General features: G+C 70.1%; 21 protein-coding genes and 1 tRNA gene. 13 read left to right on the plus strand and 9 right to left on the minus strand.

From position 1 onward, the window contains the following. Positions 1-11: 11 nt before the first annotated feature. The 3 genes from MYSTI_RS27165 to MYSTI_RS27175 form a co-directional block, all read right to left on the minus strand. Complete coding sequence (locus MYSTI_RS27165; protein ID WP_015351013.1) at positions 12-3008, minus strand: CHAT domain-containing protein; 2997 nt, start codon at positions 3006-3008, stop codon at positions 12-14. Next, positions 3005-3601, minus strand: coding sequence for an RNA polymerase sigma factor (locus MYSTI_RS27170; protein ID WP_015351014.1), 597 nt, complete (start codon positions 3599-3601; stop codon positions 3005-3007). Before MYSTI_RS27170 ends, MYSTI_RS27165 begins: the two co-directional genes overlap by 4 nt. 160 nt (positions 3602-3761) lie before the next feature. After that, on the minus strand, positions 3762-4025 hold the full coding sequence (locus MYSTI_RS27175) for a hypothetical protein (RefSeq protein WP_144370159.1): 264 nt from the start codon (positions 4023-4025) through the stop codon (positions 3762-3764). A gap of 192 nt (positions 4026-4217) precedes the next feature. Here MYSTI_RS27175 and MYSTI_RS27180 point away from each other — a divergent pair, with 192 nt between their 5' ends. The 3 genes from MYSTI_RS27180 (at position 4218) to MYSTI_RS27190 (ending at position 8678) form a co-directional block, all read left to right on the plus strand. Further along, entirely contained in the window at positions 4218-6467 is a 2250-nt protein-coding gene (locus MYSTI_RS27180; RefSeq protein ID WP_015351015.1) for a hypothetical protein, read from the plus strand. Positions 6468-6509: 42 nt separating this feature from the next. Beyond that, positions 6510-7502 (plus strand): hypothetical protein, encoded by a 993-nt coding sequence (locus tag MYSTI_RS41020; RefSeq protein ID WP_015351016.1) that lies wholly within the window; start codon positions 6510-6512, stop codon positions 7500-7502. A gap of 120 nt (positions 7503-7622) precedes the next feature. Continuing rightward, entirely contained in the window at positions 7623-8678 is a 1056-nt protein-coding gene (locus MYSTI_RS27190; RefSeq protein ID WP_015351017.1) for a zinc-binding dehydrogenase, read from the plus strand. Between the two features lie 9 nt (positions 8679-8687). Here MYSTI_RS27190 and MYSTI_RS27195 read toward each other — a convergent pair whose 3' ends face one another. The 3 genes from MYSTI_RS27195 to MYSTI_RS27205 all read right to left on the minus strand — a co-directional run bounded on the left by MYSTI_RS27195 (position 8688) and on the right by MYSTI_RS27205 (position 14033). Then, the gene (locus MYSTI_RS27195) at positions 8688-11690 is read right to left on the minus strand and encodes a CHAT domain-containing protein (protein WP_015351018.1); all 3003 of its coding nucleotides are present in this window, start codon (positions 11688-11690) and stop codon (positions 8688-8690) included. Beyond that, on the minus strand, positions 11687-12274 hold the full coding sequence (locus tag MYSTI_RS27200) for an RNA polymerase sigma factor (RefSeq protein ID WP_015351019.1): 588 nt from the start codon (positions 12272-12274) through the stop codon (positions 11687-11689). Before MYSTI_RS27200 ends, MYSTI_RS27195 begins: the two co-directional genes overlap by 4 nt. A 151-nt stretch (positions 12275-12425) precedes the next feature. Continuing rightward, positions 12426-14033 carry a sensor histidine kinase gene (locus MYSTI_RS27205; RefSeq protein WP_015351020.1) on the minus strand — a complete coding sequence of 536 codons (1608 nt, stop codon included), beginning with the start codon at positions 14031-14033 and terminating at the stop codon, positions 12426-12428. An 82-nt stretch (positions 14034-14115) separates the two neighbouring features. Here MYSTI_RS27205 and MYSTI_RS27210 point away from each other — a divergent pair, with 82 nt between their 5' ends. The 3 genes from MYSTI_RS27210 to MYSTI_RS27220 all read left to right on the plus strand — a co-directional run bounded on the left by MYSTI_RS27210 (position 14116) and on the right by MYSTI_RS27220 (position 16254). Further along, positions 14116-14985 (plus strand): DMT family transporter, encoded by an 870-nt coding sequence (locus tag MYSTI_RS27210; protein WP_015351021.1) that lies wholly within the window; start codon positions 14116-14118, stop codon positions 14983-14985. Between the two features lie 106 nt (positions 14986-15091). Beyond that, the gene (locus MYSTI_RS27215) at positions 15092-15640 is read left to right on the plus strand and encodes a hypothetical protein (RefSeq protein ID WP_015351022.1); all 549 of its coding nucleotides are present in this window, start codon (positions 15092-15094) and stop codon (positions 15638-15640) included. Further along, entirely contained in the window at positions 15637-16254 is a 618-nt protein-coding gene (locus tag MYSTI_RS27220; protein WP_015351023.1) for a tRNA-uridine aminocarboxypropyltransferase, read from the plus strand. Before MYSTI_RS27215 ends, MYSTI_RS27220 begins: the two co-directional genes overlap by 4 nt. A gap of 3 nt (positions 16255-16257) precedes the next feature. Here the strand turns inward: MYSTI_RS27220 and MYSTI_RS27225 are convergent, their stop codons facing one another. Then, entirely contained in the window at positions 16258-17700 is a 1443-nt protein-coding gene (locus MYSTI_RS27225) for a protein-disulfide reductase DsbD family protein (protein ID WP_015351024.1), read from the minus strand. 60 nt (positions 17701-17760) lie between these two features. After that, positions 17761-19533: an SPFH domain-containing protein gene (locus MYSTI_RS27230; RefSeq protein WP_015351025.1), complete on the minus strand. Its 1773-nt coding sequence runs from the start codon at positions 19531-19533 to the stop codon at positions 17761-17763. A 368-nt stretch (positions 19534-19901) separates the two neighbouring features. Between MYSTI_RS27230 and MYSTI_RS27235 the strand changes: the two genes are divergently transcribed. From MYSTI_RS27235 to MYSTI_RS27265, 7 genes are all read left to right on the plus strand, one after another. Next, positions 19902-21263 (plus strand): IscS subfamily cysteine desulfurase, encoded by a 1362-nt coding sequence (locus tag MYSTI_RS27235; protein WP_233278371.1) that lies wholly within the window; start codon positions 19902-19904, stop codon positions 21261-21263. 98 nt (positions 21264-21361) lie between these two features. After that, positions 21362-21763 (plus strand): Fe-S cluster assembly scaffold IscU, encoded by a 402-nt coding sequence (gene iscU, locus MYSTI_RS27240; RefSeq protein ID WP_015351027.1) that lies wholly within the window; start codon positions 21362-21364, stop codon positions 21761-21763. Positions 21764-21806: 43 nt separating this feature from the next. After that, complete coding sequence (locus MYSTI_RS27245) at positions 21807-22208, plus strand: HesB/IscA family protein (RefSeq protein ID WP_015351028.1); 402 nt, start codon at positions 21807-21809, stop codon at positions 22206-22208. Between the two features lie 105 nt (positions 22209-22313). After that, positions 22314-22871, plus strand: coding sequence for a Fe-S protein assembly co-chaperone HscB (gene hscB / locus MYSTI_RS27250; RefSeq protein WP_015351029.1), 558 nt, complete (start codon positions 22314-22316; stop codon positions 22869-22871). Then, positions 22868-24712, plus strand: a complete 1845-nt coding sequence (hscA, locus tag MYSTI_RS27255) for a Fe-S protein assembly chaperone HscA (protein ID WP_015351030.1) — start codon at positions 22868-22870, stop codon at positions 24710-24712. Before hscB ends, hscA begins: the two co-directional genes overlap by 4 nt. 1 nt (position 24713) lies before the next feature. Continuing rightward, on the plus strand, positions 24714-25091 hold the full coding sequence (locus tag MYSTI_RS27260; RefSeq protein WP_015351031.1) for a 2Fe-2S iron-sulfur cluster-binding protein: 378 nt from the start codon (positions 24714-24716) through the stop codon (positions 25089-25091). Between the two features lie 88 nt (positions 25092-25179). Continuing rightward, a tRNA-Leu gene (locus MYSTI_RS27265) sits at positions 25180-25263 on the plus strand. 64 nt (positions 25264-25327) lie between these two features. On the opposite strand, the gene MYSTI_RS27270 is transcribed toward MYSTI_RS27265, so the two are convergent. Then, on the minus strand, positions 25328-26371 hold the full coding sequence (locus tag MYSTI_RS27270; protein WP_015351032.1) for a lysylphosphatidylglycerol synthase transmembrane domain-containing protein: 1044 nt from the start codon (positions 26369-26371) through the stop codon (positions 25328-25330). Between the last annotated feature and the right edge of the window lie 36 nt (positions 26372-26407).

A 26407-nucleotide genomic window follows, 5' to 3' on the forward strand; every position in this document is an offset into this window, starting at 1 on the left:
CCACCGACACTTCACTCGAAGAGGAGGACCTGGGAGGGCCACGTCGCGGCGGGCTCGCGGGCCAGCCACGCCAGGCGCTCGTCGCGCAGGGCTCGGGCAGGAGGCGTCCCGGCGCGGATGCGCTCGCGCACGGACTCGAAGAAGCGCCCCGCGGTGTCGGGGATGTCGCCCGTGGAGGCGAGCACGGTGCGCGCGCCCGCCTCGATGAAGGCCACCGGCAGACTCACCGGCTCGTGGAGGAACGGCGCGGAGCGGGCCGCTCCACACGCGGCGAGCAGCACCAGCGGGGCGCCGAGCAGCGTCTGCTCCCGCACCTGCGACGCCGCCAGCGCATAGCGCCCGTCTTCTTCCGGGGCGAGCACCAGCAGCGAGGCGTCCGACAGCTCCGGGCTGAAGATGCCGTGGGTGTGGATTTCAATCTCGCGAGCCTCGGCCATCTCCCGAAGCACCCGCGAAGGCGTTGCCGACGCGCCCCGGAGCTCCACGCGCAGCGGATCCGGGACACGCGGGGCCTCCAGGGGCATGAGCGTCTCCAGGCCCAGCGACGCCGGAGCCTCCACGCCCGTCACGACCAGGTGATGTCCCCCCTGCCCCCGGGCCTCCGGCAGCATCCGCGTGCGACCCACGCGGTAGCTCCACGCCTGCTCCACGGGAAGCAGCCCCGGCAGGCCATGCACGGGCGGCAGGGCCAGCACGTCCACGTGCTCGCACCCTCGCAGCGCGGCGACCAGGCGTGGGGGGACGAGCCCCTCGGCGGAGCCATGAAGGGGCGCGGTCCGCCCCTCGTCATACGTGCCCGCCAGCGTTCCGTTCGCGTCACGCACGGCGGCCACGGTGCGCTCATGGTCCACGGCCATGGCCAGCACACAGCGGCGCGGCACGGGTACGCGCAGGGCCTGGCCCATCAACTCCAGCACCTGCTCCTGGGAGCCCGAGCGGCCCGCGTCGCTCATCAGCACGGCGTACGCGAAGCTGCGCGCCTTGCGCGCGTCCACATCCAACGGGAGCTTCTCCGCCGCGTCGATGGCGCCCTTCAGCAGGGCCCGGCCCGACGCGCGGTCGCGCTCCAGCATGAACTGGCCTTCCAGGAAGGTCAGCAGCGCCTGCTCGCCCTGGGTCCGGGTGCCCCGCCGCAGCTCATCCAGCGTGCGCCAGAGCAGGTCCTCATCGCGGACCTGCGCGCCATGACGGGCCAGATACGAGAGCACCCACGCCCCCATCATCCCCAGTGGGCGACCGCACCGCGTGGCCTGCTCCAGCTCCTGCCGGGCCTCGTCGGGACGGAAGTCCGCCCACGCGACGATGGCCAGGTTGCGATGCGCATACGTGCGCTGCTCGCAGTCATCCGGGATGCGTGCCAACGACTCGCGGAGGTACGCCCGCGCGCTGGCCGCGCTCTGCCGGTAGCGGGCAATCTGCGCCATCTCCTGGAGGAACTGCTGCTCCAGGTTCCACTCTCCCAGCTCCCGCGTCAGCCGCCATCCATCGCGCGCCTCTTCCAGCGCGTCGGCGGGACGGTGCAGGCGCACGAAGAGGTCCGCCAGCCTGCGCCGGAGCGTCGCGCAACGGTACGCCAGGCCCCGCCCGGAGCACGACGCCAGTGCCGCGCGAAGCCGCTGCTCGGCCTTCCACCACTGGCCCGCATGCTCCTCGCGCACGGACAACTCGCGCTCCGCCAGGAGCGTCAGCCATGCGTCCCCGCCCGCGCGGGCGATGCGCTCGAAGTCCTCCAGGTGGCGCTCCACCACGTTGCGAGCGACGAGTGCGCCCAGATACAGGTCGTCCTCGCCAGAGAGCCGCAGCGTCTCCACGAACAGCTCCGGCGTGGGGTGCTCGCCGCGCAGGAGCCGGGCGTAGTCGCGCGCCAGCGGGCCCCGTCGCCCGAAGTCCGCGTGCGCCACGTGATTCACGGTGTCGCGCAAGGTGGAGTCACCCTGCACGTCGTCGAGGACCTCCGCGAGCGGCAACAGCCTCAGCGCCGCATCACGCGTGGGCGCCGCCCTCACCGCGTCGTAGAAGCCCAGCCGCACCACGCCCGGAAAGCGCCGGGCTTCCTCTAATGGAAGCCGAGCCCCCTCCAGCGTGGCCAGGTTCAGCGCCGCCGCCCGCGCGTCGTGGAAGTCTCGCGAGCGCCGCATCGTCTCGCTGCGCAAGGCCAGGGCCCGAATCCGGGCCTCCTCGCTCCAGCCCGGCTCGCCCAGCGCCGCCACTTCGTCGAAGGCCTCCGCCGCCTGGAACGTCAGCCCCATCTCCCTCAACACCAGCGCGCGATTCCACAGCGCCTGGGGATGGTCCGGAGACTTGCGCAGCACCGACTCCAGCATCTCCAGCGCGTCCTCGCGTCGCCCGTGTTCCAGCGCGACGAGGGCCAGGTCGCTGTCCCGGTCCAACGACGCGGGCGTTCGCCGGAGGAAGTCGGAGGCCTGCCGCAAGTCCTTGCGCACCAGGTACGCGGCGGCGATGCCGTGCAGGTCCCCCTGCTCCTCCAGTTCCGCCAGCTCGCGCAGCGGCAGCGGCGTGGTGACCAGCGAGACTTCCGGGCCCGCCCGCATGGGCACGTAGGGCCGGTAGCCATCCGCCCGCGCATAGGCCACGCGCGCCTCCAGCGAGCGATGTGCGGGATGCGCCAGCCACACCTCGGGCGGTGTACCGCCGGCCACGTTCACCGTCAGCACCAGCAGCAGGGCCGCCACGGCCAGCCCCACCGCGCCCGCGGTCCACCCCTTCGTGCGCCACATCCACACGGGCACCCGCGCGCGCAGCCGTCCACGCCACGTGGGCCTGGGCCGCGCCACCCGCTCCTCGAGCCGGGGGACGACGACCAGCTCCTCGGGCGTCTCTCCCTCCAGGTGCATCGCCTGGAAGCCGAGCAGCTCCAGCTGCATCGCCTCGTGCAGACCCGTGGCGCACATCACGCAGCGGGCCAGGTGATGGCGGAAGTTCTCTTCATCGACTGGCGGCAACTCGCCATCCAGGAACAGATACAACTTATTACACGGAGGGCTCATGCGGCCCCTCCCCCACCCGTCAGCGGCAACAGCAGCTCCCGCAGCTCCTTGCGCGCCTGGAACAACCAGCTCCCCACGGTCCCCTCGGGCACGCCCATCTGCTGGGCGATGGCGCGGTACCGCATGCCCTTGGCGTGCAACTCGAACGCCTCGCGCACCCGGGGGTTGGGCAGCCGGGAAATGGCCTTCACCAGGTCCGCGTCGGTGATGCGCTCCCACATCTCTCCGGTGTGCGCGTCGGGAGACGCCACATCCTCGCGCACCAACCGGATGTCCCGGCGCTCCTGCTCCAACAACTCCGTCCTACGCTTGCGGCACTGGTCCAGGAAATGATTGGTCAACGCCCGGCACAGCCACGCCCGGTACACGGGCTCTGGCTGGGCGGACAGGTTGGCGTGGTGGACGAGTGCCCGGACCAGCGCTTCCTGCGCCATGTCCTCGGGGTCGATGCCACCCTGGCCACACAGACGCTTCGCCAGGGCCACGAGCATGGGCCTGACGCGCTGGGCAAACTCCTCGAAGCCTTCGTGTGCCACGCCGGCACTGTAGGCCACGGCGAATCGCTTCACCGAGGCAATGCGATGGTCCTTCATCGACCTCGCGTCCTCCTTGCACGCCCACTCGAAACGCAGCCCCCCGGAATCCTTGGGTCGGCGTCCAGAAAACGACGCAACCTCGCGGGGTTCCGATGGCTCCCCGACATCAGGGATGCCCCCAGGGCGGAGCCGACCCTCCACCTGGGGACATCCTGGATTAGCGTCCCCGCCCCCGTGCCTGGACGCCTTGCGGCTTGGGTTCCGGGCAGGGAGGGGGCTCCTGCCCCGTCACGCCCGGCTCCGGGTCGGGAGGTGGGTCGCGCACATCCGGCGCGGCCAGCGACACCAGTGGCTCCGGCGACTTCATGTGCCGGGACGCATCAGGCACCGGCGTGTACCCCGGCCCCGCGGCGGAGAAGCTCAACCCCTCCAGCTCCGGGACGTCCTCCTGCGCCTTCATCTCGTACATGCAACTGGCCATATGTCACCCGCTCCCTGGGCCCGGTGCGGTCCCCCCCTGTGAATCCGGAAAGCGCTCGGCCCTCAGCCTTAAGACGCCCAGGGTCCTGCTTGTTTAAACAAACATCCGACAATCGACTGGCATCGGCATTGCTCTGCTATGCCTTGCCGTGCACGCGAGCCCGCGCGCCCAGGCGATGAAGGACCCGACATCATGAAGACGCTGCTCCTCGGCCTCGTGGGCCTCACCCTCCTCTGGCCCTCCCGCCGCGCCGAGGCCTGTGGTTCCACGTACATCGGGCCCGTCTACATCCACTCCACCCATCCCGACCGCCCCTTCGAGCCCTTCGCCTCGGGGCGCCTGGGGGTGATTCGAGAGGGATACCGGCCCATGTACCTCGCCTTCGCGTGGCGCTCGATGATGGGCATCCCCACCACGGCGGATGAGCAGCGCTTCCTGGTGGAGACCTGGGCACGCATGCAGGGTGACGTCCCCGAGGGAGACACGACACGGGGCGAGGCGCGCTGGCTCGCGGCTCGGAAGGAGGCCATGCCGTCCTTCGGGGAGCGGCCCGCGACGCTCCATACGGGCAATGGAGCGCTGGTGAGCTTCAATCGCATCCAAGGTGATGCGTTGGAGCGCGCGGCGGAGACGGCGAAGGCCCTCTCCGTCTCATGGAAGAATCACCCAGGGTTGGTGAGTGAATGGCTCACCGCGCAGGACGCGGTCTTCGGTGGCGACTGCGAGCGACTTCCGGCGCTGGGCGAGGCACCTGCCCAGGGGCTTCCCGCCTCGGTGAAGGCCCGCCGTCAGGCCGAGCGTGAGTACCAGTCCGCCGCGGCCCACTTCTATTGCAGGCGCTTCGACGAGGCCCTCGCGAGCTTCCGCCACATCGCCGGTCGCGCGGACTCCCCCTACCAGGCCCGCGCCGAGTACCTCGTGGCACGCACGCAGGTGCGCCGGGCGCTGATGGAGCAGCCGGACGGCCAGGAGATCGGCACCAGCCAGGACGCGACCCTCCTCGCGCGCCTGCGGGAAGCGGATGCAACCCTCACCGCGCTGCTGGCGAAGCCCAAGCCGCGCGAGTTCCACGGTCCCGCGCGGCGACTGCGCAGCCTCGTCCGCGTCCGCACCCAGTTGGCGGCCTGGGTCTGCGAGCTTCCAGCGCTCGTGCTCCAGCCAGGAACGGGGTCGGCGCTCGCGTCGGAGCTGGGCGACCTCGACCTGTTCACCCGGCCAGAGAACCCCTGCGAGTCCAGCCCCGCCTCCAGTCGTGAGCTCCTGGAGTGGATTCGCGTCACGCGGTCCGGGGTCGCCAACGTGTCCGAGCCGGACAACCTGGGGGACGAGAACCGCAAGGCGTACGACGTCGCCGTGGCGCGGTGGAAGGCGAACCACCGCCAGCCCTGGCTCGTCACCGCGCTGCTCAAGGCGCGCGTGGGTTATCCGGACCTGGAGCTGTTGCTGAAGGCCGCGGCGGAGGTGCCTGTCACCGCTCCCGCGGGGTTGACGCTCGCGTATCGCGCCGCGCACCTCCTGAACGAACAGCAGAAGCACGAAGCCGCCCGCGCGTGGCTGGCGAAGGTGAAGCCCGAGCTGACGCGAGACCTGGTCTCCACCGACAACCTCTTCGATGAAGAGCGGATGGTGCTCGCCCAGGACTGGGAAGGCGCGCTCGCCCACGCGACGTGGCGGCTGGTGGGCGAGGACGACATGGACACGTTCAGCGATGGCGTGATGACGCCCCTGGCGGAGCGGCCGGTGACCTTCAGCGTGCGAGCCCTGACGCACCTCGACCCTCAGCTCACCGCGCGCCGGATGGGAGCGCTGTCGCGTACCAGCATCTCGCCTCCCGTCCCGCGCAGGCAGCTTCGCTGGACGGCCTTCGCTCGCGCCGCCGTCGTCGGAGATGATGAAGCACTCCAGGCCGCCGCGAAGGAGCTGGCCCTCCACGAGCCCTCCGCGAAGGAGGAGCTGCTCGCCATCGTCGCGCGAAAGACTGTCGAGGAGCGCCTGTTCGACGCGCGGCTGCTGCTCATGGGCCTTCCCGCCGTCTCCGCGACGCTGGTGTCCGGGAGGGACCGCATCGACAGCATCGACCCGAAGCTGAACCTCATCTCCATCCGCTCCCGGGAGCGCAATGGGTGGTGTGCCCCCTCACAACCGCAGGGGCCTCCGCCGCCGCTCCCCTTCACGACCGAGGACGAGCGCAAGGCCGCAGCCGCCGAGTGGAAGACGCTCTCCGACGCGGGCCCCTCCGTGGTGTACTTCTCGAACGTCGCGCTCGACTGGGCCAAGGCGCATCCCGAGGACCCGCGCTCCCCCATCGCGCTCTATCGCGCCGTCCGCGCCAGTCAGTACAGCTGCCAGCAGGACTCTCCCGAGGCTCGCGCGGCGTTCCGCCACCTCCACAAGCACTACGCCAAGAGCCCCTGGGCCCGGCGCGCGCCCTACGTCTACTGAGGCCACGCGCTTCCCCTGGCGAACGAAAAGGGAATCACACACATGCCGCGGCGACGCTCGTTGATGCTCCTGGGGGTGTTGTGGATGTCCTGCGTCTCGACGCCCCACATCAGCGCCCCCGCCGGGAAGCCCTCCTCGCAGCCCAGCGGCGGCGGCGTCTCGCTTCCCGTGCTGTTCAACGACAACCTCTTCATCGTCCAGCCGACGACGCGCGAAGGGATGACGCTCGCGCTCTTCACGGCCACGGGAGGAGGTCTCTTCATCCAGCAGGAGTCCGCCACGCAGCTGGGACTGGAGAGAACCTCCAAGGACCTCACCGGCGCGGGCGCCACGGATTGGGTTCGACTCCCCGACTTCCAGCCAGGGGCCTGGATACCGGCGCCCGAGATGGGCGAAGGACTGCTTCCCGTGGCGCCCATGCCCATCCAAGAAGGCACCTTCGGGGATGGGGTTCTCGGCTCCCCCTGGTTCTCGGGGCGCGTCTGGACGTTCGACTACCCTGGCGAGAAGCTGTGGTTGCGCGCAGCGGGTGACCTCCCAGTGGTTGAAGCGCGACACCGCGTCAGCTTGGGGTTCAGGTCAGCGTACGCGCGCGACGCCGCGCCCCAGCACCCTCGCATCCAGGTGCGAGTGGATGGGGAGGTGCTCGACCTGGTCCTCGACACGGGTTCGGTGGTGTGGCTGTCGGAGTCCGCGCGAAAGGCACTCGCGGATGAGCGCACCACCGGACGCGCGGCGAGCGTCATCTCCCACTCCCTCTATGAGCGCTGGCACCAGCGCCACCCCGACTGGCGCGTCATCGAGGAGGGAGATGCCAACGTTCCGGGCGCGGTCCTCATCGAGGTCCCTCGCATCGAGCTCGCGGGCCACGAGGTCGGCCCCGTGTGGTTCGCCACCCGGCACGACGAGACCTTCACCCAGTACTCGGAACTGTTCATGGACAAGCCCGTGGCGGGAGCACTGGGCGGCAATGCGCTGAAGTTCTTCCGAGTGACGCTCGACTACGTCCAGGCCGTGGCGGTCTTCGAGCGATAGCACGGGAGAACAGAGGCGCTCGCCCCCCTGCTCTCGCAGGAGCGCCCTGCTTGCGCGCAAGGAACAGGGACCCGAGGTTTGCTGGAACGCAGACCCGGGTTCCACCCGGCAGGGGGGCGCATGCGAGCCACCGTCTTTCGAGACGCCGGAAAGTTCGGACTGGAAGAGGTCGAGAAGCCTCGCGCGGGCGTGGGCGAGGCCGTCGTCCGGATGACGCTGACGACGATTTGCGGCACCGACCTGCACATCGTCCGAGGTGAGTTCCCCGTGAAGCCGGGCCTCACCATCGGCCATGAGTTGGTGGGCGTCATCGACGAGCTGGGCCCGGGACTCGAAGGCTACCGGGTGGGCGACCGCGTCCTCGTCGGCGCCGTCACCCCCTGCGGCCAATGCCATGCGTGCCTGGCGGGCCACTCCTCTCAATGCGGACACGGCTCGGGCTACGAGGCCACCGGAGGCTGGAGGCTGGGCAACACCCTGCCCGGCACCCAGGCCGAGTACGTCCGAGTCCCCTACGCGCAGGTCAACCTCGCGCCCATTCCCGAGGGGCTCTCGGACGAGCAGGTGCTGCTGCTGGCGGACAGCGCCTCCACGGGGTTCAGCGGCGCGGAGTCGGCCGGCGTGCGAATCGGAGACACCGTCGTCGTCTTCGCCCTGGGCCCCGTCGGGCTGTGTGCCGCGTTGGGCGCTCGGCTGATGGGTGCCGCGCGGGTCATCGGTGTCGGCGGAGGGGAGTCCCGGCTGGCCGTCGCGCGGCGAATGGGTGTGGACGTGGTGCTGGACTATCGGAACCAGGACGTGATGGCCGAAGTGCGTCGGCTCACGGGCGGTGGCGCGGACGTGGCCATCGAGGCCCTGGGCACGCAGCAGACCTTCGAGAACGCGCTGCGCTCGGTGCGCCCCGGGGGCGTCGTCTCCAGCCTGGGCGTCTACTCCGGCAAGCTCCAGATGCCCTACGACGCGTTCGCCGCGGGGCTTGGCGACCATCGCATCGTCACCACGCTCTGCCCTGGCGGGAAGGAGCGCATGCGGAGGTTGATGGCCACCGTCGAGTCGGGGCGCGTGGACTTGACGCCCCTGTTCACCCACCGCTTCGCGCTGAAGGACATCCGCGACGCCTACGAGCTCGTCGGCGAGCGGAGCGACGGCGTCATCAAGGTGGCCATCCACCCGTGAGACCGGACCTCACTCGAAGAGGAGGACGTGCGAGAGCCACCGCGCGTCCTCCGGATGTGCTTCGCGCCAGGAGGCCCGCGAGTCGCGCAGCGCCACGGAGGGACGCGTGCCCGCGCGGATGCGCTCGCGCACCTTCTCGAAGAAGGCTCCCGCCGTGTCGGGAATCTCCACGGACGAGGCCAGCACCGCGCTCGCGCCCGCCGAGATGAAGGCCATGGGCAGGCTGAAGGACTCGTGGGGGAAGGGCGCCGTCCTCGCCGCGCCACAGGCGGCCAACAACACCAGCGGCGCACGCGACAGCCGCGTCTGCCGGACCTTGTCGGCCGTCAGCGCGAAGCTCCCATCCGAGTCGGGCGCGAGCACCACCATCGACGCATCCGACATGGACGCGCTGTAGAGCCCGTGCGTGTGGAGCTCCACCTCGGAGGCCTCCGTCATCTCGCTCAGCACTCGCGATGGCGTGGCCTCCGAGCCCCGGAGCTCCACCCGCCACGGGTCCGGCACGCGCGGAGGCGTGAGCGCTCCCAGCTTCTGCAAGCGGAGGGAGGGAGGACTCGAGACCTCGGTGATGACCAGGTGGCTCGAGCGACCGCCCACCACGGCGGGAGGCTGCACGCCGCGCCCCACGCGATAGCTCCATGCCAGGAAGTCCGGCAGCAGCCCCGTGAGTCCATGCACCGGAGGCCGCGTGAGCACATCGACGTGCGCGCAGCCCGTCAGCTCCTTCAGGAGCTCTGCGGGAACCAACCCCGAGGCGTCATCGTGCAGCGGCTCCTGGCGGTCCGTGGAGAAGACGCCCTTCAGCTCCCCCGTGGCGCTTCGTACGAGCACCAGGGTCCGCTCATGCTGGAGCGACACCGCCAACAGGCAGTGCGTGGGCACGGGCTCCAGGAGCAACTCCTGCCCCATCAACCGCAGGGCCTCGTGCCAGTCCCCCTCGCGCCCCGCTTCGGAGATCAACGCGGAGTAGCCGAACGCGAGCGCCTTGCGCGCATCCACGCCGTCCGGCTCCTGCTCCGCCAGCGCCAGGCTTCGATGGATGAGCGAATGCCCCGCGTCGCGCGACGCCTCCATCACGAACTGGCCCTCGATGGAGAGCAGCAGCGCCTCGCGGCCCGGGGACACGCCGCCGCGGCGAAGGTCCGCGAGGGCTCGGCGCAGCACCTGCGCGTCATTCCCGCTGGGGACGGAGCGGGCCATCTCCGACAGCGTCAAGGCCCCCGTCAGTCCCAGCGGTCGCTCACACTCCAGCGCACGCTCCAGCGATTCACGCGCGGCCTTCGGACGGAACCGCTGCCACTCCAGCAGCGCGATGTTGCTGTGGACATGCGTGCGCTGGGCACAGTCCTCCGGCATGCGCAGCAGGGACTCCCCGAGGTAGGCGCGAGCACTCGTGAAGGAATGCTGGTAGCGCGCCACGTCGGCGAGCAGTTGGAGGAACCCCTGCTCGTACTGCCACTCGAGCGCCTCCCTCGCGCGTCCCCATCCGCTCCAGGCATGCTGGAAGGCCTCCGCCGGGCGGTGCAGCTCCAGGTAGAGGTCCGCGAGCGCACGCTCCAGGCTCAAGCAGCGATACACCACGCGCTGCTTCTGGCACGTCTCCAGCGACACCAGGAGCCGCTTCTCCGCGGCCCACCACCGTCCCTCGCGCTGCTCCACCTTCGCCTGCTCCACCTCGACGAGCAACTGCATCCACGGGTCCTCGGACGCCCGGCCCAGTCGGACCAGCGTCGCCACGTCGGCCGGGTGTCGTCCGGCCGCCGCGCGCACGAGCGCCCCGAGGTAGAGGTCCTCCTCTCCGGAGTCGCGAAGTCGCGCCATCACCTCGCCCGAGGGCGGCAATGTGCCCAGCACCATTCGCGCGTACTCCCGCGCCAGCGGCGCGCGGCGCGCGAAGTCCCGCTCCGCCACCTGCGAGACCCACCGCTGGAGGACCTGTCCGCCGTAGCGCTCGTCCAGCGCCCGCGCCAGAGGCTGGAGCCGCAGCACCTCCGCACGCGTGGTCGCCGCGCGGACCGCGTCATAGAAGCCCAGCCGCACGATGCCCGGATGCTCGCGCGCCAGCTCCAAGGGCACCGGCGCGGCGGGGTCCGTCAGGAGGTCCCGGGTCGACGCGAGGGCCGCCTTCCACTGGCGCCCTCGCAGCAGCGTCTCCTCGCGCAGCGTTCGCGCCCGAGCCTCCGCCTCCGCGCTCCAGCCCGTCTCCCCCAGCTTCGCGACCTCGCTGAAGGAGTCGGCGGCTTGCAGCGACAGCCCCAGCTCTCCCAGCACGAGGGCTCGATTCCACAGCGCCTGCGGATGCCGAGGCGCCGCGCGCAGCACGCCCTCGAGGAGCACGAGCGCCTCCTCCAGCCGGGCCGAGTGCATATCCACGGGACCACCGCCCTGGCGCGCATCCTCCAGCGCGAGCAACGCGAGGTCGCTGTCCCGGTCCGCCGCCGCGGGCAGTCGCTTCAGGAAGGCCTCCGCCTGCCGAGGCGCGCCCCGGAGCAGATAGGCCGTGGCGATGCCATGCAGGTCTCCTCGCGCCTCCAGCTTCGACAGCTCCTGGATGGGCACCATCTCCACGCCGGGAGCCGACACGGCGCCGCCCCGATTCGGGACGAAGGGCCGGTAATGGGAGTCCACGGAGGGGTACGTCACACGCGCCTCGAGGACGCGCGAGCCCTCATTGACGAGCCAGGACATCGAATCCACACCCGCGTGTTCGAGGCTCGGGACGAGCAGGGACAAGGCGAGCCCCGCGACCAGCAACACCAGCCCTCCACGCCTCCGGAGCAAGGACTTCCAGCCTCCGGGCTCCGGTGGCGGGGGCCTGGGTGGAGACAAGTCCTCCGCTCGATTCACCTCCGGCGTCAGCGCCTTGTGCGCGAGCAACTCCAGCTGAATCCCTTCGAGGAAGCCCGCCTCACAATGCAGGCATCGCCCCAGGTGTTCACGAAACCGACCCTGCTCCCCCGCGTTCATCTGCCCGTCGAGGAAGCGCTGCAAGTCATTGCATGCGCTGTTCATCGCCGCCACTCCCGCCGACGCCGCTCGGCTGTCTCTCTCAACAGCTCCCTCAGCTCCAGCCGGGCGTGATGCAGCCGCGCCCCCACCGTGCCCTGCGGCACCCCCGTCTCCTTCGCAATCCGCGCGTACGTCTTCCCTTGCAGGTACAGCTCGAAGGTCTGACGCAGCCGGTCGCTCAAGAAGCCCAGGGCGTGCTTCAGGTCCTCTTCACCGACATGGCCCCAGAGTTCCTCCTGTGCGGCCACGTCGTCTCCGTCGAACTCATCCTGGAGGTTCAGCAGGCTCCGCAGCCGGTCCGCCTCGCTTCGCCGCCGACGAATCCGGTCCAGGAAGCAGTTCTTCGCCACCCGTCCCAGCCAGCAGCGCTGCTTGAAGGCATCCCAATGCTGTAGGTCTTCCCACCGGAGCAGCGCACGCAGCAGCACATCGTGCACCAGGTCCTCGGCCTCGTGTTCAATCCCAGCACAAGACTTCCGGAGAATGGCAAACAAGATGGGCTGGAACTGGTGTGCGAAGACTTCAAAGTCCTCGACGGGTGCGCATCCCGGCGGCTTCACGACCCTCAGCTCTGGTCTCGCGCTCATGGCCCCCACCTCCCTTTCCCCAGAGAACGCGGCACGTCTGCTTTATTGCAATCCCGCCCCTTTCCTCACAGCCACGGTCCCCTGGCGACACCGGGGAACCGCGAGGGTGAGAGTGTTCTCCGGGCGACAGGGTCCTGCCCTGGGGGGCAGCTCAAGAGGCCGCGGCGGACAGCGGTGCGGGCTGGCTCGAGGGCAGACGCACCTCGAAGCAGGCCCCTCCGAGTGACGCGGAGCGTCCGGCCCGCATCGTCCCGCCATGCCGCTCGACGATGCCTCGGGCAATGGCCAATCCCAGCCCTGTCCCGGGACGAGGTCCCTCCCGGTGGCGCCCCGTGACGAAGGGTTGGAACAGCCGGGAAAGCAGCTCCGGGGCGATGCCCGGCCCGCTGTCCTCCACGAGGACCTGGATCGTCGTCTCCTCGCGAAGACAGCTCACGCGAAGCCGGGGCGTCGGCACGTCTCGCAGCGCGAGCAAGGCATTCTCCAACACAATCACAAACACCTGCGACAGCTGGGACTGGTCCGCCTCCAGCGTCACGGGCTCGCCGTCGGGGGCCTCGAAGGCCACGTCCGGGGACAGCTCGCCCAATCCCTGACGCGCGGTGGAGTACGCCAGGGCCACCGTGGCCTGGACGTCCACGAGGCGCAGCTCCAGGGGCCGAGGCCGCCCATACCGCAGCAGCTCCTCCACGAAGTGCCCCGCGCGGGATATCTGCTCGCGCATGGCGGCCACCGACTCCGCATCCACGCCCTGGCGCTCCAGCAGCTTCAGGTGCGCGGCCAGCACCCCCAGCGGATTGCGGACCTCATGCGCCACCGCGGAGGTGAACTGACCCAGCTCCGCGAGCCGGGCCGCCTGGTCCGCCCTCGCCTCCTGCTCCGCCAGGGCGGCCACCAATTGCGTCCCCGTCGCTCGGCCCTTGAGCAGCCGCTGTCCCAGCCACTCCTGGAGCCGCTGACGCACGGGCTCGAACGCCAGCGCGGCCAGGGCCAGCAGGAAGAACGCGCCCAGCCGGTACTCCCGCAGGAAGGGCTGGCCACTGCCCGCCATCAGCGTGAGCACCCCGAAGAGGAAGCCCGCGGACAGCACCGCCGCCAGCGCCGAGTACACCAGGCTGCGCTCCAGGAGCCTGCGCTCTCCGGGCGGCTGCTGCGAGTTGACCACCTGGACCAGCACGAGGAGCGCGGCCAGCACCAGGTACATCCCGACGGGCAGCGGATAGCCCGCCGACAGGAGCAGCGCCGTGCCCAGCCCTCCCGAGTACGCGAGCACTCCCACGAGCACGAGGCTCAGGAGCAGCGGCCTGCGCTCGGGTGTCTCCCGGCGGTACTCGCGGGCCAGGTGCAGCAGCGGCACCCCGGCCGCGGAGATGGACAGCGCGATGACGGGCCAGAACAGCGGCCCGCGCCTCATGGCGAGCGGGCCATACAGCGCGTCCGGAAAGAGCGCGCCCACCAGCGTGACGACGGTGGCCACGACATAGGCCAGCACGACGAGGCGATAGGAGCGCTGGCGGGTGGCATCGAACGCGACGTGGAGGTACGCGGCGGCGGTGAAGGCCCCGGTGGCGGCGAAGCGCTCGCCCAGCCAGGCGGCCTGGGGGAGGCACATCAGCAGCAGGGCGCCGCTCCAGACGGCCGTGGCGAGACAGTAGAGCGTCAGGCCCCGGGCATCACGGCCTCGCGGCGCCGCGGTGAAACACAGGAGCAGCGACACCGAGAGGACCGGCACGAGGCTGTAGGCGAACAGGGGCCCCATGGACGGAGTGTGGCAGATGTCCCTAGTCTGCGCGCCCCGTCGTCGCCTGGAGGCGACGCGGCCTCGTCAGGAGTCATCTGTCGTGCGGCACTTCGCCATGGTCGCGGCCGGAGCCACCCTCTGGGGATGCTGGTCTCTCTTCCTTCGCCCGGCCGGCCTGTCCTGGTCCCAGAACGCGTTCCTGGCCCTCATCGCCATGTCGCTGCCCGTGCCCTGGCTCCTGCGCGGCGCTCCGTGGAGGGACAAGCGAGCCACGGGCGCCCTGCTCGTGGTGGCCCTCGCGGACGCGGGCAACATCAGCCTCTTCTTCGCCGCCATGAAGCGCGGCCCCGTGTCCGTGGCGGTGCTCACGCACTACCTGGCGCCCTTGCTGCTGGCGCTCGTGGCGCCGTGGGTGCTGGCCGAGCGGCGCTCCCTTCGCGCCCTGGTCGCCGCGCCCGTGACGCTGATGGGGCTGATGATGCTCATCGGCCGGCCCGACGGAAGCGGCGGCGCGCAGATGACCGCGGCCCTGGGTGCCGGAAGCGCCCTCTTCTTCGCGGCCATCGTCCTGGGGACGAAAGCAGCGACACGGTCCTATTCTCCCCTGGCCGTTGCGTCGCTCCATGCGCCGGTGTCAGCGGTGGTCTTGTTGTTCATCGCTGGCACGGATGCATTGCCCACCGCGCTGGATGGGGCCACGCTCCAGGTGCTCGCGGGTGGCGCGGTGTGTGGACTGACGGGCACCTGCCTCTTCAACGCCGGGCTGCGGCATGTGCCCACGGCCGCGGCCGGGGCGCTCACCTACCTGGAGCCCCTCACGGCGTCGGTGGTGGGCTGGGCCGTCTTCTCCGAGTCCCTCACGCCCATGGGCGTGGTGGGGGGGCTGCTGGTCCTCTCCGCGGGGGTCTGGGTCGCCTCCGAGCGAAGGGCGCCCGCGTCAACCGCGCCGCTGCCGTCCGCCGCACCCTGAACCCTCCACCCAACTCCCCACTTGCAAGGTCGGTGATTCCTTTGGTCCTCTTGGGACCCAGCAGAAGTCCCTCCTTTGCCAGAGCGACCGGCGACGCCGTATGCCCATGGAAACCGCAGCAGACAGCCGTGAGTATCGCGTCCTCTTCTTCTGTCCCGCGTCGAGCGCGAGGCTGGAGCGGTTGGAGGCGCCCGTGCGACGGCTGCTGTCGCGCATCCAGGCGCCACCAGCGGAGCTGACCCCCATCCAGGAGTCCGGCGCGCTCTCCGAGGCCGGCTGGCAGGTGTACCTGGTGCGCTCGCTCACGGAGCGCTCCGCCGCGCAGGCGATGGCCGCCTACGTCAGCGAGGCCACGTGCGCGCTGGCGGCCGAGGTCGACGCGGAGGTGCTGGGGCTCTACGTGGACGTGTCGGGGGACTCGGCGCGCATCTGCCGGTGTGGCCCGGAGGACGGGCCGGAGACCTTCGCGGGGCGCAGGCAGGCCGCGCTCAACCGCACGGCCGAGTGGCTGGAAGTGGCCCCCATCCTCCTGTCCGCCATCTTCCAGCTCGACGTGCCCGACGCGGACTACGAGCCGGACGCGGATGACCGCTACGTCGAGGAGAAACTTCGCGAGGCACGCGTGCTGATGGAGCGCTACCGTCAGGGGAAATGAGGTCTCGAACCCCAGAGGACCTCGCGGGCCGCTGTCCGCGCTGTTTCCTGCCGTTGCTCCTGTGTCTGTGCGCCGAGCTCCCGAGCGTCCCCACGCGCACGGAGCTGCTCGTCATCCGCCACCACAAGGAGACGCTGAAGTCGACCAACACGGCTCGCATGGCCGCGCTCGCGCTGCCGCGCTGCCGCATCGTCTCGTATGGCTCCCCGGGTCAGCCCTTCGACGCCTCCGTGCTGGAGGATGACGGCTCCACCTGGCTGCTCTTCCCGGATGCCCAGCAGGTGCCCGGGCCGGAAGCGCCTCCGCCTCGCAGGCTCATCGTCCTGGATGGGAGCTGGGGGCAGGCACGGCGCATGGTGCAGCGACTTCCCGCGCTGCGCCGCTTGCCGGGCTTGAAGCTGCCTCCACCGCCGCCGGACTCCCGACGGCTGCGCAGACCGCCGCATCCCGACGGCATGTCCACGCTGGAGGCCATGGCCGGGGCCCTGGCACATCTGGAGGGCGAGGACGTGGCGCGTCCGCTCTACGAGCTGCACGAGCGGATGATCGACCGCGTCCTCGCGAGCCGGGGACGACAGGCCTTCCCGTCCTGCGAAGAGGACGGGGAGGACTGAGCCTCAGCAGGAGCCGCCGTCGGTGCAGCGCGCCTTGCGCATCTCCGCGGCGAACGGCGTGGGCTCCAGGAACCCGGTGATGCGAGGCCGCGTCAGCACCGTGCCGTCCTGGGACACGAAGGCCACGGTGGGCAAGCCCTCCACGCCGAAGCGCTCCATCAGCGCGTCGAGCGCGTCCTCACTGTTGGTCGCATCAATCTTGATGTTGAGGAACTGGCCCTCGGAGGACTGGGAGATGACCTCCTGCGCCGGGTACGTCTCGCGGTCCAGCTCCTTGCAGGCCGCGCACCAGTCCGCGAAGAAGTCGATGAGCACCGGGCGGCCCTCCGCCTTCGCCTGGGCCAGCACCTTCTCGAAGTCCGCCGGCGAGAACGTCGCCTTCTTGGCCGGCATGACGTGGTGCCACTGCCAGGACGGCGCGCGAGGAGGCTCGGCCACGCCCATGCGAACCCAGAGCGAGCCCACCGGCCCCGCGTCCAGCGCCCCGCCGCGAATCACCAGCGCGACCACCACCAGCACCACGCCCACGGCCTTGAGCGAGAACTCGCGCGAGCCTTCCTTGAACGAGCGGTGCACCGCGCCCACCAGCACGCCCACCACCGCCAGCACACCCGCGAGCGCCGCGCCCGGCACCCGGCCCAGCTCCGCGCCCGCGGCCTTCACCACGTCGCGCGCCCACGGGGACGCGTCCTTCAGGTAGTTGAAGGCCAGCGCCACCAGCACGATGCCCAGCACGCTCTTCACCCACTCCATCCACACGCCGCTCTTGGGCAGGCGCACCGTGGACACGCCGAGGATGAAGAACGGCACGCCGATGCCCAGCGCGTAGATGAAGAGCAGCGTCGCGCCCAGGGTCGTGTTCGCCGTCTTCGCCACGAAGGCCAACAGGCCCGTCAGCACCGGCCCCGTGCAAGGCGCGGCGAGGAAGCCCGACACACTGCCCATCAGGAACGCACCCGCCACGCCCGCGCCGCCCACCGAGTTCAGCCGGTTCTGCAACCCCGAGGGCAGCGCCAGCTCGAAGGCGCCGAACATGGACGAGGCGAGCAGCAGCAGGAACACCGCGAGCCCCGTCACGACGGCGGGGTGTCCCAGCATCGAACCGAAGGCCTGACCCGTCTTCGCCGCGAGGATGCCCAGGGCGCTGAACACCACACCCATGCCGACGATGTACGACGTGGTGAGCAGCATCGCCTTGCCGCGGCTCTCCGCCTTGCGGGCGCCGAACACCGACACGGTGATGGGGATGAGCGGATAGACGCACGGTGTCAGCGCGGTGAGCAATCCCCCAGCGAAGACGATGGCGGCGCCGAGGAAGAGGCTGCCGGACTCCAGGAAACGCGCCGCGTCGAGCTCGGTGCTGGGGCCGGTGGGCAGAAGCCACGGCACCACGACCACCGCCACGCCCGCCAGCACGGCCAAAACTCCCAGCTTCTTGCCATTCATGTGCGCTCGGCTCCGTCGTCCCAGGGGCCCGCCTTGTATACGCAGGCCCCGGGCGGCGGGCTACTGCGCCGTGGGGGCAAGCGAGGGGGTAGGCACCTTCAGGCCCGCTGAACGCGCGAGCCCCATCACTCCTTCCACAGCCGCGGCGATGTAGCCAAACGGGTTCGCGCCATCCACGGCCGTGACGTGAACCTCACCCATCTTCTGCTGGAAGGCCGCGGCCACCTGGGGCAGTTGCTGCGCGAGCGTCATCTGGATGACCTCCGGGCTGATGGTGTTCTCGATGTCACGCAGCGCGCGGGCCCTCGACAGCTCCAATTCCTGGCGCGCGTTCTCCCGCCGCACCTCCAGCTCCGCGATGGCCACCTCCGCCTCCGCGATGGCTCGCCGGGACTGCACCACTTGGAGCTGTGCCTGGAGCTTCTCCACTTCCTGGAGTTGCTCGGCCACCTGGCCCTCATGCCGCGCCGCGGCTTGCTCCTGCTCACGGCGAAGGCGCTCCAGCTCCATGCGCGCCTTCGCGTCGTCGGACTCCTGGGCGCGCCGCAGTCGCACCAGCTCGAATCCCGCCTGCGCGGCCTCCGCCTCCTGCGCCAGCTTCTGCTTCTCCTGCTCCAGCTTCGCGCGGCCCACGTCCGCGTCCTGCTCGCGCTTGAGCTTCTCCAGGTCGATGCGCGCGCGCGCCGCCTCCAGCTCCTGCTCGCGCGACAGCTTCTCCATGTCCACCTGGGCGCGGCTCGCGGCCAGCGCGCGCTCGGAGACAATCTTCGCCTCCGCCAGCCGCGCCTCGGCGCTGAGCGTCTCCAGCTTGGCCTGCTCGTCGGCCACCTGCTTCTTCTGGCGGACGTCCTGCTCCGCGGCCAGCCGGGTGAGCGCCACCTCGCGCTCCACGGTGACCTGCTCCTGCTTGAGCGTGCGCTCCTGGGCGAGCTTCGCCTCGGCCACGCGCGCGTCGATGGCCAGCGTCTCCAGCCGGGCCTGCTCGTCCGCGGTCTGCTTCTGCTGACGCACCTCGTCCTGCGCCGTCAGCCGCTGGAGGCTCAATTGGCGCTCGGCCTCCGTCTCCTCGCGGTGGACGAAGCGCTCCTTGGCCAGCTCCGCCTCGCGCGCCTGACGCTCCTGCTCGCGCCGGAAGCGCGCCTGCATGTTCTCGAAGACGGTGGAGGACAGGACGCGCACGTCCTGGATTTCAATCGTGTCCAGCAGCACGCCCCAGCCCGCGTCGGTCGTGTCCTCCAGCCGGCCTCGGCCCGACAGCACGGGCGCGATTTCGCGCACCAGCTCCGCGGCGATGCCCTCCTTGCGCCGCGTCAGGCACTCCTCCACGGAGAGGTTCGCGACGAGGCGGCGCGCGGCGCCGACGAACATCTCCCGCAGGAGGTCCGCCAGCTTCTCCTGCGCGCGCTCCGGGAAGGAGAAGTTGAGCATGCGGAACGCCACCAGCGGATCCGCGATGCGGTACACCGCCAGGCCCGTCACCTGCACGCCCACCTTCTCGTTCGTCACCTGATCCGCGGTGAACTGGAGCCGCTGGATGCTGGTGGGGACGATGGCCACCGAGTCACCCGGCAGCTTGAAGCAGCTGGCGCCCTGGCCGCTGACCTCGCGCACGCGGCCTCGGCGCATGTGGACGAGGAACTCGCTGGGCCGCGCGGTGATGAGCCCCCAGCGCTTCATCTTCTCCGGGTCCTCCGCGGGCTTCCCCGCGCGCCAACCCTCCGCGTAGCGGGTGCGCTCCAGGCCCGCCCCACCCCCGTCCATCCGGACCAGCTGCCCCCGGCCACCTTCCGCTGACTCCGCCTGCTCCTTCGTCCGCTTCGCGTTCGCGCTCATGCCTGCCTCCTGGCGCCCCTCCCAGGTTGCAGGCAGCCGGCCAGCCGGGCGTTTCTCCGGAAATCAAGCGCTTGGGTCCCGCCCAGGTCCTCGAATGCACCATTCCGGCGCGGGGCGCTCCAGGACGGCTCACCCGGATTGATACATCCGGTCCCGCAGTCGCCTCGCCGACATCCACTCGCCGGGTCGCCCCCTGGGCCTCTGTTCTGTGCCTTATGTTCCCTTGACCCGAGGGCACCCGATTTTATAATTGACCAGTCCGGTCCACATTCATGTGAGACGGTGTATGCCTGCCGCAGCGCGCCCCCAGTGTGGCGCCGGGGTGCGGGGGCCGGTATCAGCCCTTCAGGAAGGTGTGGGAAGCAATGGTGAAGCTGCCAATCTACATGGACAACCACGCCACGACGCCGATGGATCCGCGCGTGTTGGACGTGATGCTTCCCTACCTGCGCGAGGACTTCGGCAACGCGGCCAGCCGCAACCACGTGTTCGGCTGGAAGGCCGAGGCGGCGGTGAAGAAGGCCCGTCAGCAGGTGGCGGAGCTCATCGGCGCGACGGACCAGGAGATTGTCTTCACCTCCGGCGCCACCGAGTCCGACAACCTCGCCATCAAGGGCGTCGTCGAGTACTACAAGTCGAAGGGTGACCACATCATCACCCTGAAGACCGAGCACAAGGCCATCCTGGACACCTGCAAGCGCCTGGAGCGCGTGCGCCAGGAGCGGCTGGACGAGCTGAAGCTCTTGCGCCTGGGGCAGTTGGCCGGCCGCGACGTCTCCCCCGAGGAGGTCGCCGAGCTCGCCGCGAAGCACGACCTGGACAACGACGAGACGTACAAGAAGTGGGCGGAGCTGCCCACCGGCGGCGCGCGCGTCACGTACCTGGACGTGGAGAAGGACGGGCGCGTCAACCTGGAGAAGCTCGAGGAGGCGATGACGCCGAAGACGGTGCTCGTCTCCATCATGTTCGCCAACAACGAGATTGGCGTCGTGCAGCCCCTCGCGGAGATTGGCGCGCTGTGCCGCAAGAAGGGCGTCCTCTTCCACTGCGACGCGGTGCAGGGCATCGGCAAGGTGCCCTTCGACGTGGAGGCGATGAAGGTGGACCTGGCCTCCATCACGTCCCACAAGATGTACGGCCCCAAGGGCATCGGCGCGCTGTACGTGCGCCGCAAGCCGCGCGTGCGCATCGCCCCCATCATCGACGGCGGCGGCCACGAGCGCGGCATGCGCTCCGGCACGCTCAACGTCGCGGCCATCGTCGGCTTCGGCCACGCGGCGCAGCTCGCCCGCGAGGAGCTGGCCGATGAGGCCGCCCGCATCCTCCGCCTGCGCGAGAAGCTGAGGAAGGGCCTGACGGACGCGCTGGACATGACCATCATCAACGGGTCGATGGAGCACCGGCTGCCGGGCAACCTCAACATCTCCTTCGCCCACGCCGAGGGCGAGTCCCTGATGATGGGCATCAAGGACGTGGCGGTGTCGTCCGGGTCCGCGTGCACGTCCGCCTCGCTGGAGCCCTCCTACGTGCTGCGCGCGCTGGGCGTGGACGAGGAGCTGGCCCACAGCTCCATCCGCTTCGGGCTGGGGCGCTTCACCACCGAGGAGGAGGTCGACTACGTCGTCCAGCTCGTCGTGGACAAGGTGCGCAAGTTGCGAGACATGAGCCCCCTGTACGAGATGGCCAAGGAAGGCATCGACCTCAAGAGCATCGAGTGGACGGCGCATTAGCGCGCCTTTCCAGGCAATCAGTGGGGCGACTGGCCCCTCCCCCGGTGGGCATTGCCCCTCGGAACCTTTGGTGAGAAGCATCGGTTGAAGGAGCTGTCATGGCTTACAGCGACAAGGTCATCGACCACTACGAGAACCCCCGCAACGTCGGGACGATGGACAAGGAAGACCCGAACGTCGGCACCGGCCTGGTGGGTGCGCCCGCTTGCGGCGACGTGATGCGGCTGCAGCTCAAGATCTCCGACGACGGCCTCATCGAGGACGCGCGGTTCAAGACGTTCGGCTGTGGCTCCGCCATCGCGTCCTCGTCGCTCGTCACCGAGTGGGTGAAGGGCAAGACGGTGGACCAGGCGATGACCATCTCCAACAAGGACGTGGCCCGCGAGCTGGCGCTGCCGCCGGTGAAGATCCACTGCTCGGTGCTGGCCGAGGACGCCATCAAGGCGGCCATCGAGGACTTCAAGAAGAAGCGCGCCGCGCGCAAGGCCCAGGCATCGTAGGGCGGAGCGGTCCGCGGCATTTCGAGACTCCAGGAGGCAGACCATGAGCGAACAGGCGACCCAGCAGACGACGCAGAGCCCGGGACCCACGCCCGCGCCCGTGGCGAAGGCGGCCCCCAAGGGCATCGTCCTGGCGGACAGCGCCGTGGCTCGGCTGAAGGAGCTCCTGGAGCAGCGCCAGACGCCCGAGGCCGGCCTCCGACTTGCGGTGAAGGGCGGCGGCTGCTCCGGGCTTCAGTACTCCATGGAGTGGTCCGAGAAGTCCCGCGAGCGCGACAAGATCTTCGAGAAGGACGGCGTGCGCGTCTTCGTGGACCCCAAGAGCTACCTGTACCTCATCGGGACGGAGCTGGTGTTCGAGCAGACGCTCATGGCCTCCGGCTTCAAGCTGAACAACCCCAACATCAAGGCCGCGTGCGGCTGCGGAGAGAGCTTCTCCGTCTGAGCGTCGTTCCATTCGGGTCCCTTCCCTTCCGGAAGGGACGCCGTCACGCGGGGCCCGGCCAACCACCGGGCCCCTTTCGTTTGTCCGCCCCATGGAGCTTTCCGAGTGAGGACCCACTTCGACGTCTTCGGACTGACGCGTCGCTATGACGTGGACGTGCCGGCGCTGGAGAAGCAGTACCGCGAGCTGTCGCTCCAGCTGCATCCGGACCGCGTGGCCCAGGCCGACGCGAAGGAGCGCCTCAAGGCCCTGGAGGGCACCACCGCGCTGAACGAGGCCTTCAAGACACTGAAGGACCCGGTGCGCCGCGCCTTCTACCTCCTGAAGCTGCACGGGGTGGACCTGGAGCGCGAGGACGCGGGCGCGCAGAAGGACATGCCCCTGGAGTTCCTCGAGGAGGTCATGGAGCTGCGCGAGGCGCTGGACGCCGCCATGGCGAAGAAAGACCTGGCGCGGGTGCAGGGCATGGGGACGCAGGTGGAGGGCCGGCGCAAGGCGGCGCTCGACGAGGCGGCCGGTGCCCTGCGTGCCCTGGAGGGCGGCGGGTCCGGGGAAGATGCGCAGGGGCAGGTGAGAAAGGCGTCGCACGCCCTGGGGCGGGTGCGCTACTTCACGCGCTTTCTCGAGCAGGTGGAAGCGTTCGAGGAGGAGAGTCTGTCGTGAGCAAGAACGGCTACCTGCAGATCCACGACCCGCTGAAGCCCAAGGGGCAGGCGGTGGGCATCGACCTGGGCACCACGCACTCGCTCGTCGCGGCGGTGTCGCAGGGCAAGCCCCACTGCGTCCCGGTGGATGAGGGCGACGCGCTCCTGCTCCCCTCGGTGGTGCACTACGGCAAGGACGGCGGCGTGGTGGTGGGCACCCGCGCCCGCGCGCTGGCCGCCGAGCACCCCACCGACACCATCAGCTCCGCCAAGCGCTTCATGGGCCGGAGCGCCGACGACGCGGAGACGCGCAAGCTGGGGCACTACCAGTTCGTGCCCGGCGGCAAGGTGGTGCGCTTCGACGTGGCGGGCGGCAACCCGGTGACGCCCATCGAGGTGTCCGGTGAAATCCTGCGCGCGCTCAAGCGCCGCGCGGAGGCCCACTTCTCCAGCAAGGTGGAGCAGGCCGTCATCACCGTGCCGGCGTACTTCGACGACGCTCAGCGCCAGGCCACCAAGGACGCGGGCCGGCTCGCGGGCCTGGAAGTGCTGCGGCTCTTGAACGAGCCCACCGCGGCCGCGCTGGCCTACGGCCTGGACAAGGGCAGCCAGGGCACGTTCGCCGTCTACGATTTGGGCGGCGGAACCTTCGACATCTCCATCCTCAAGCTGGTGGACGGCGTGTTCGAGGTGAAGTCCACCGGCGGCGACTCCGCGCTGGGTGGCGACGACTTCGACCGGGCCATTGCCCAGAAGGTGTTCCAGGACCTGGGCATCTCGGCGCCCTCCCCTGCCCTGGTCGCGCAGACGCTGGCCGCCTCGCGCAAGGCCAAGGAGGCCCTCACCGACGTGGCGGAGACGACGCTCACGGTGGACGGCCGGGCGTATGCGCTGAAGCGCGCGGACTTCGACGCGTGGATCCAGCCGCTCGTGCAGAAGACGGGCCTGGTGTGCCGCCGGGCGATGAAGGACGCGGGCGTGGCGCCGGGCGAATTGGACGGAGTCATCCTGGTGGGCGGCTCCACGCGCGTGCCCGCGGTGCGCCGCTACGTGGCGGAGCTGTTCGGCCGCGAGCCCCTGGGCGACATCGACCCGGACCAGGTGGTCGCGCTGGGCGCGGCGGTGCAGGCGGACCTGCTCACCAACGAGTCGCGCCAGGACGAGGTGCTGCTGCTGGACGTGATTCCCCTGTCGCTCGGACTCGAGACGATGGGCGGCATCACCGAGAAGCTGATCCAGCGCAACTCCACCATCCCCACCGCCGCGGCGCAGGTGTTCACCACGTTCAAGGACGGGCAGACGGGTCTCGACGTCCACGTGGTGCAGGGCGAGCGCGAGCTGGTGGAGGACAACCGCAGCCTCGCGCGCTTCACCCTCTCCGGCATCCCTCCGCTGGCGGCGGGCATCGCGCGGGTGGAGGTCCGCTTCCAGGTGGACGCCGACGGCATCCTCTCCGTCTCCGCGAAGGAGCAGAGCACGGGCGCCGCCCAGTCCATCACCGTCAAGCCGAGCCATGGCCTCACGGAAGAGGAGATCGAGCGGATGCTGCTCGACTCCATCGAGTACGCCGAGGACGACATCCAGGCGCGGCAGCTGCGAGAGCAGCGCGTGGACGCGGAGCGGGTGCTGGCCGAGGCCGACCGCCAGCTGCGCGAGCACGGCACGCTCCTCCAGGGCGAGGAGAAGGCCACCATCGACGCCGCCCTGGCGAAGGTGCGCGAGGTGGCGGCGGGCACGGATTATTTGAAGCTGAAGGAAGCGGTACACGCGCTGGATGAGACGTCGCGGCCCTTCATCGAGCGGGTCATGAACCAGGCCATCACCCAGGTCGTGGCCGGCCACTCGGTGGAGGAGTACTGACGTGCCCAAGGTGACATTCAAGAGCCCGCTGGCCGAGGTCAGCGCGGACGTGCCCGCCGGAACCACGCTTCTGGACGCGGCCGAGCAGTGTGGTGCCCAGGTGGGCCATAGCTGTGGCGGCGTCTGCGGCTGCTCCACCTGTCACATCTGGGTGCGCAAGGGACTCGACTCGCTGAGTGAGCAGACGGACGCGGAAGCGGACCGCCTGGACATGGGGTTCGACGTGCGCCCGTACTCCCGGTTGAGCTGCCAGACGGAGCTCAGTCAGGAGGACGTGGTGGTCGAAATCACCGAGGAGTCCCTCACCGCGTTCATGGATGAGAACCCGGTCATCCGCCGCGGCCTCGAGGCCCAGGGGAAATGGCCGCTGAAGAAGTGACGTTGTTACGTAGTTCTTGACGGGGCGGGGCAGTACACCTATATGTCCGGCCCATCGCAGCGCGCAACAGCGCGGCGGTAAACCACCTGCCCAGGTGGTGGAATTGGTAGACACACTAGATTCAGGGTCTAGCGCCTGCAAGGGCATGGAGGTTCGAGTCCTCTCCTGGGCATTGTCGATAAGGGGTCCCGGCTGGTCAGCCGGGGCCCCTTTCGCATTTCTGGGGTCTGCCTCGCTCACGTTCGCGCGGGCTCGACGGACTCGTGGGCCACGTGCTGCGCCGCCTCGCGCGCCAGGCTCCCGCCCTTCCGGAGATCTCGAATCCGAATCTTCCGGACGTAGACGGAGACGGCCCCCACTCCCGCCTGGCTGAGCACCGTCCCCAGGTGGGTGAGCGTGGCGAAGGCCGCCGCGTCTTCTGGAGATGAGCCCAGGCTGCGCGCCGCCCAGCTCGTGACGAAGTAGTAGAGCCCCATGCCCGCGGGCACCCCCGGCAGCGCCTGCCCCAGGGAGATGGCGCCCAGCACCACCGCGCCCGCGAAGAGACCTCCGGGGATGGCCAGCCCCTGGAGCGCCAGCCCGTAGGCCAGCACCGACGCGAGCACCGGCCCCGTCGAGAAGAAGAGCACCTTCGCCATGCCTCCAAAGGAGCGCGCCGAGCCCAGCCCGTCGCTGACGTGGTGGAGGAAGCCCTCCAGGCGGGGGAAGCGGTGGCGGCGATGGAGCCAGGCCGCCAGGGGCGTGGCGCCTCGGGCCAGGAGCACGACGAGGACCACCAGCCCCACGCACAGGAACACGGCCACCTGGAGCTGCCCCTGGAAGCGGGACAGCGTGTCGCCGAAGGGCCCGAGCAGGGAGAGCGACACCACCAGCATCAGCGCGGCGAACTCCATCAGCTTGCAGACGGCCACCGTGCCCAGGCAGAGCAGGAACGGGATGCGCTCGGTGCGCGACAGGAGGAACGCGCGGAGGATGTCCCCCAGCTTCCCCGGCAGCACGTTGTGGGCGAAGGCGCCGATGGCCACCAGGTGGTAGCGCTCCCGGAAGGGCACCCGCTTGCGCAGCGTGCTCTGCCACTGCACGGCCCGCAGCGGGATGACACTCCCCTGGAGCAGCACGAAGGGAATCAGCCAGACGAGGTGCCCGGGCAGGTCCCCCAGGAAGTCCGCGAACGAGAAGCGCGGCACCAGCAGCGGCCCCGGCCCGCGCGGGTTCCAGCGGAAGAAGGCCGTGGAGAGCAGCACCAGGGAGAACAGCGTCCCCAGCACCACGAACAACACCTTGGAGAGACTCCCGCCTCTCGGTGACGGCCGTGG

Origin of the sequence: Myxococcus stipitatus DSM 14675 (genome assembly GCF_000331735.1) — a bacterium.
GTDB lineage: Bacteria > Myxococcota > Myxococcia > Myxococcales > Myxococcaceae > Myxococcus > Myxococcus stipitatus.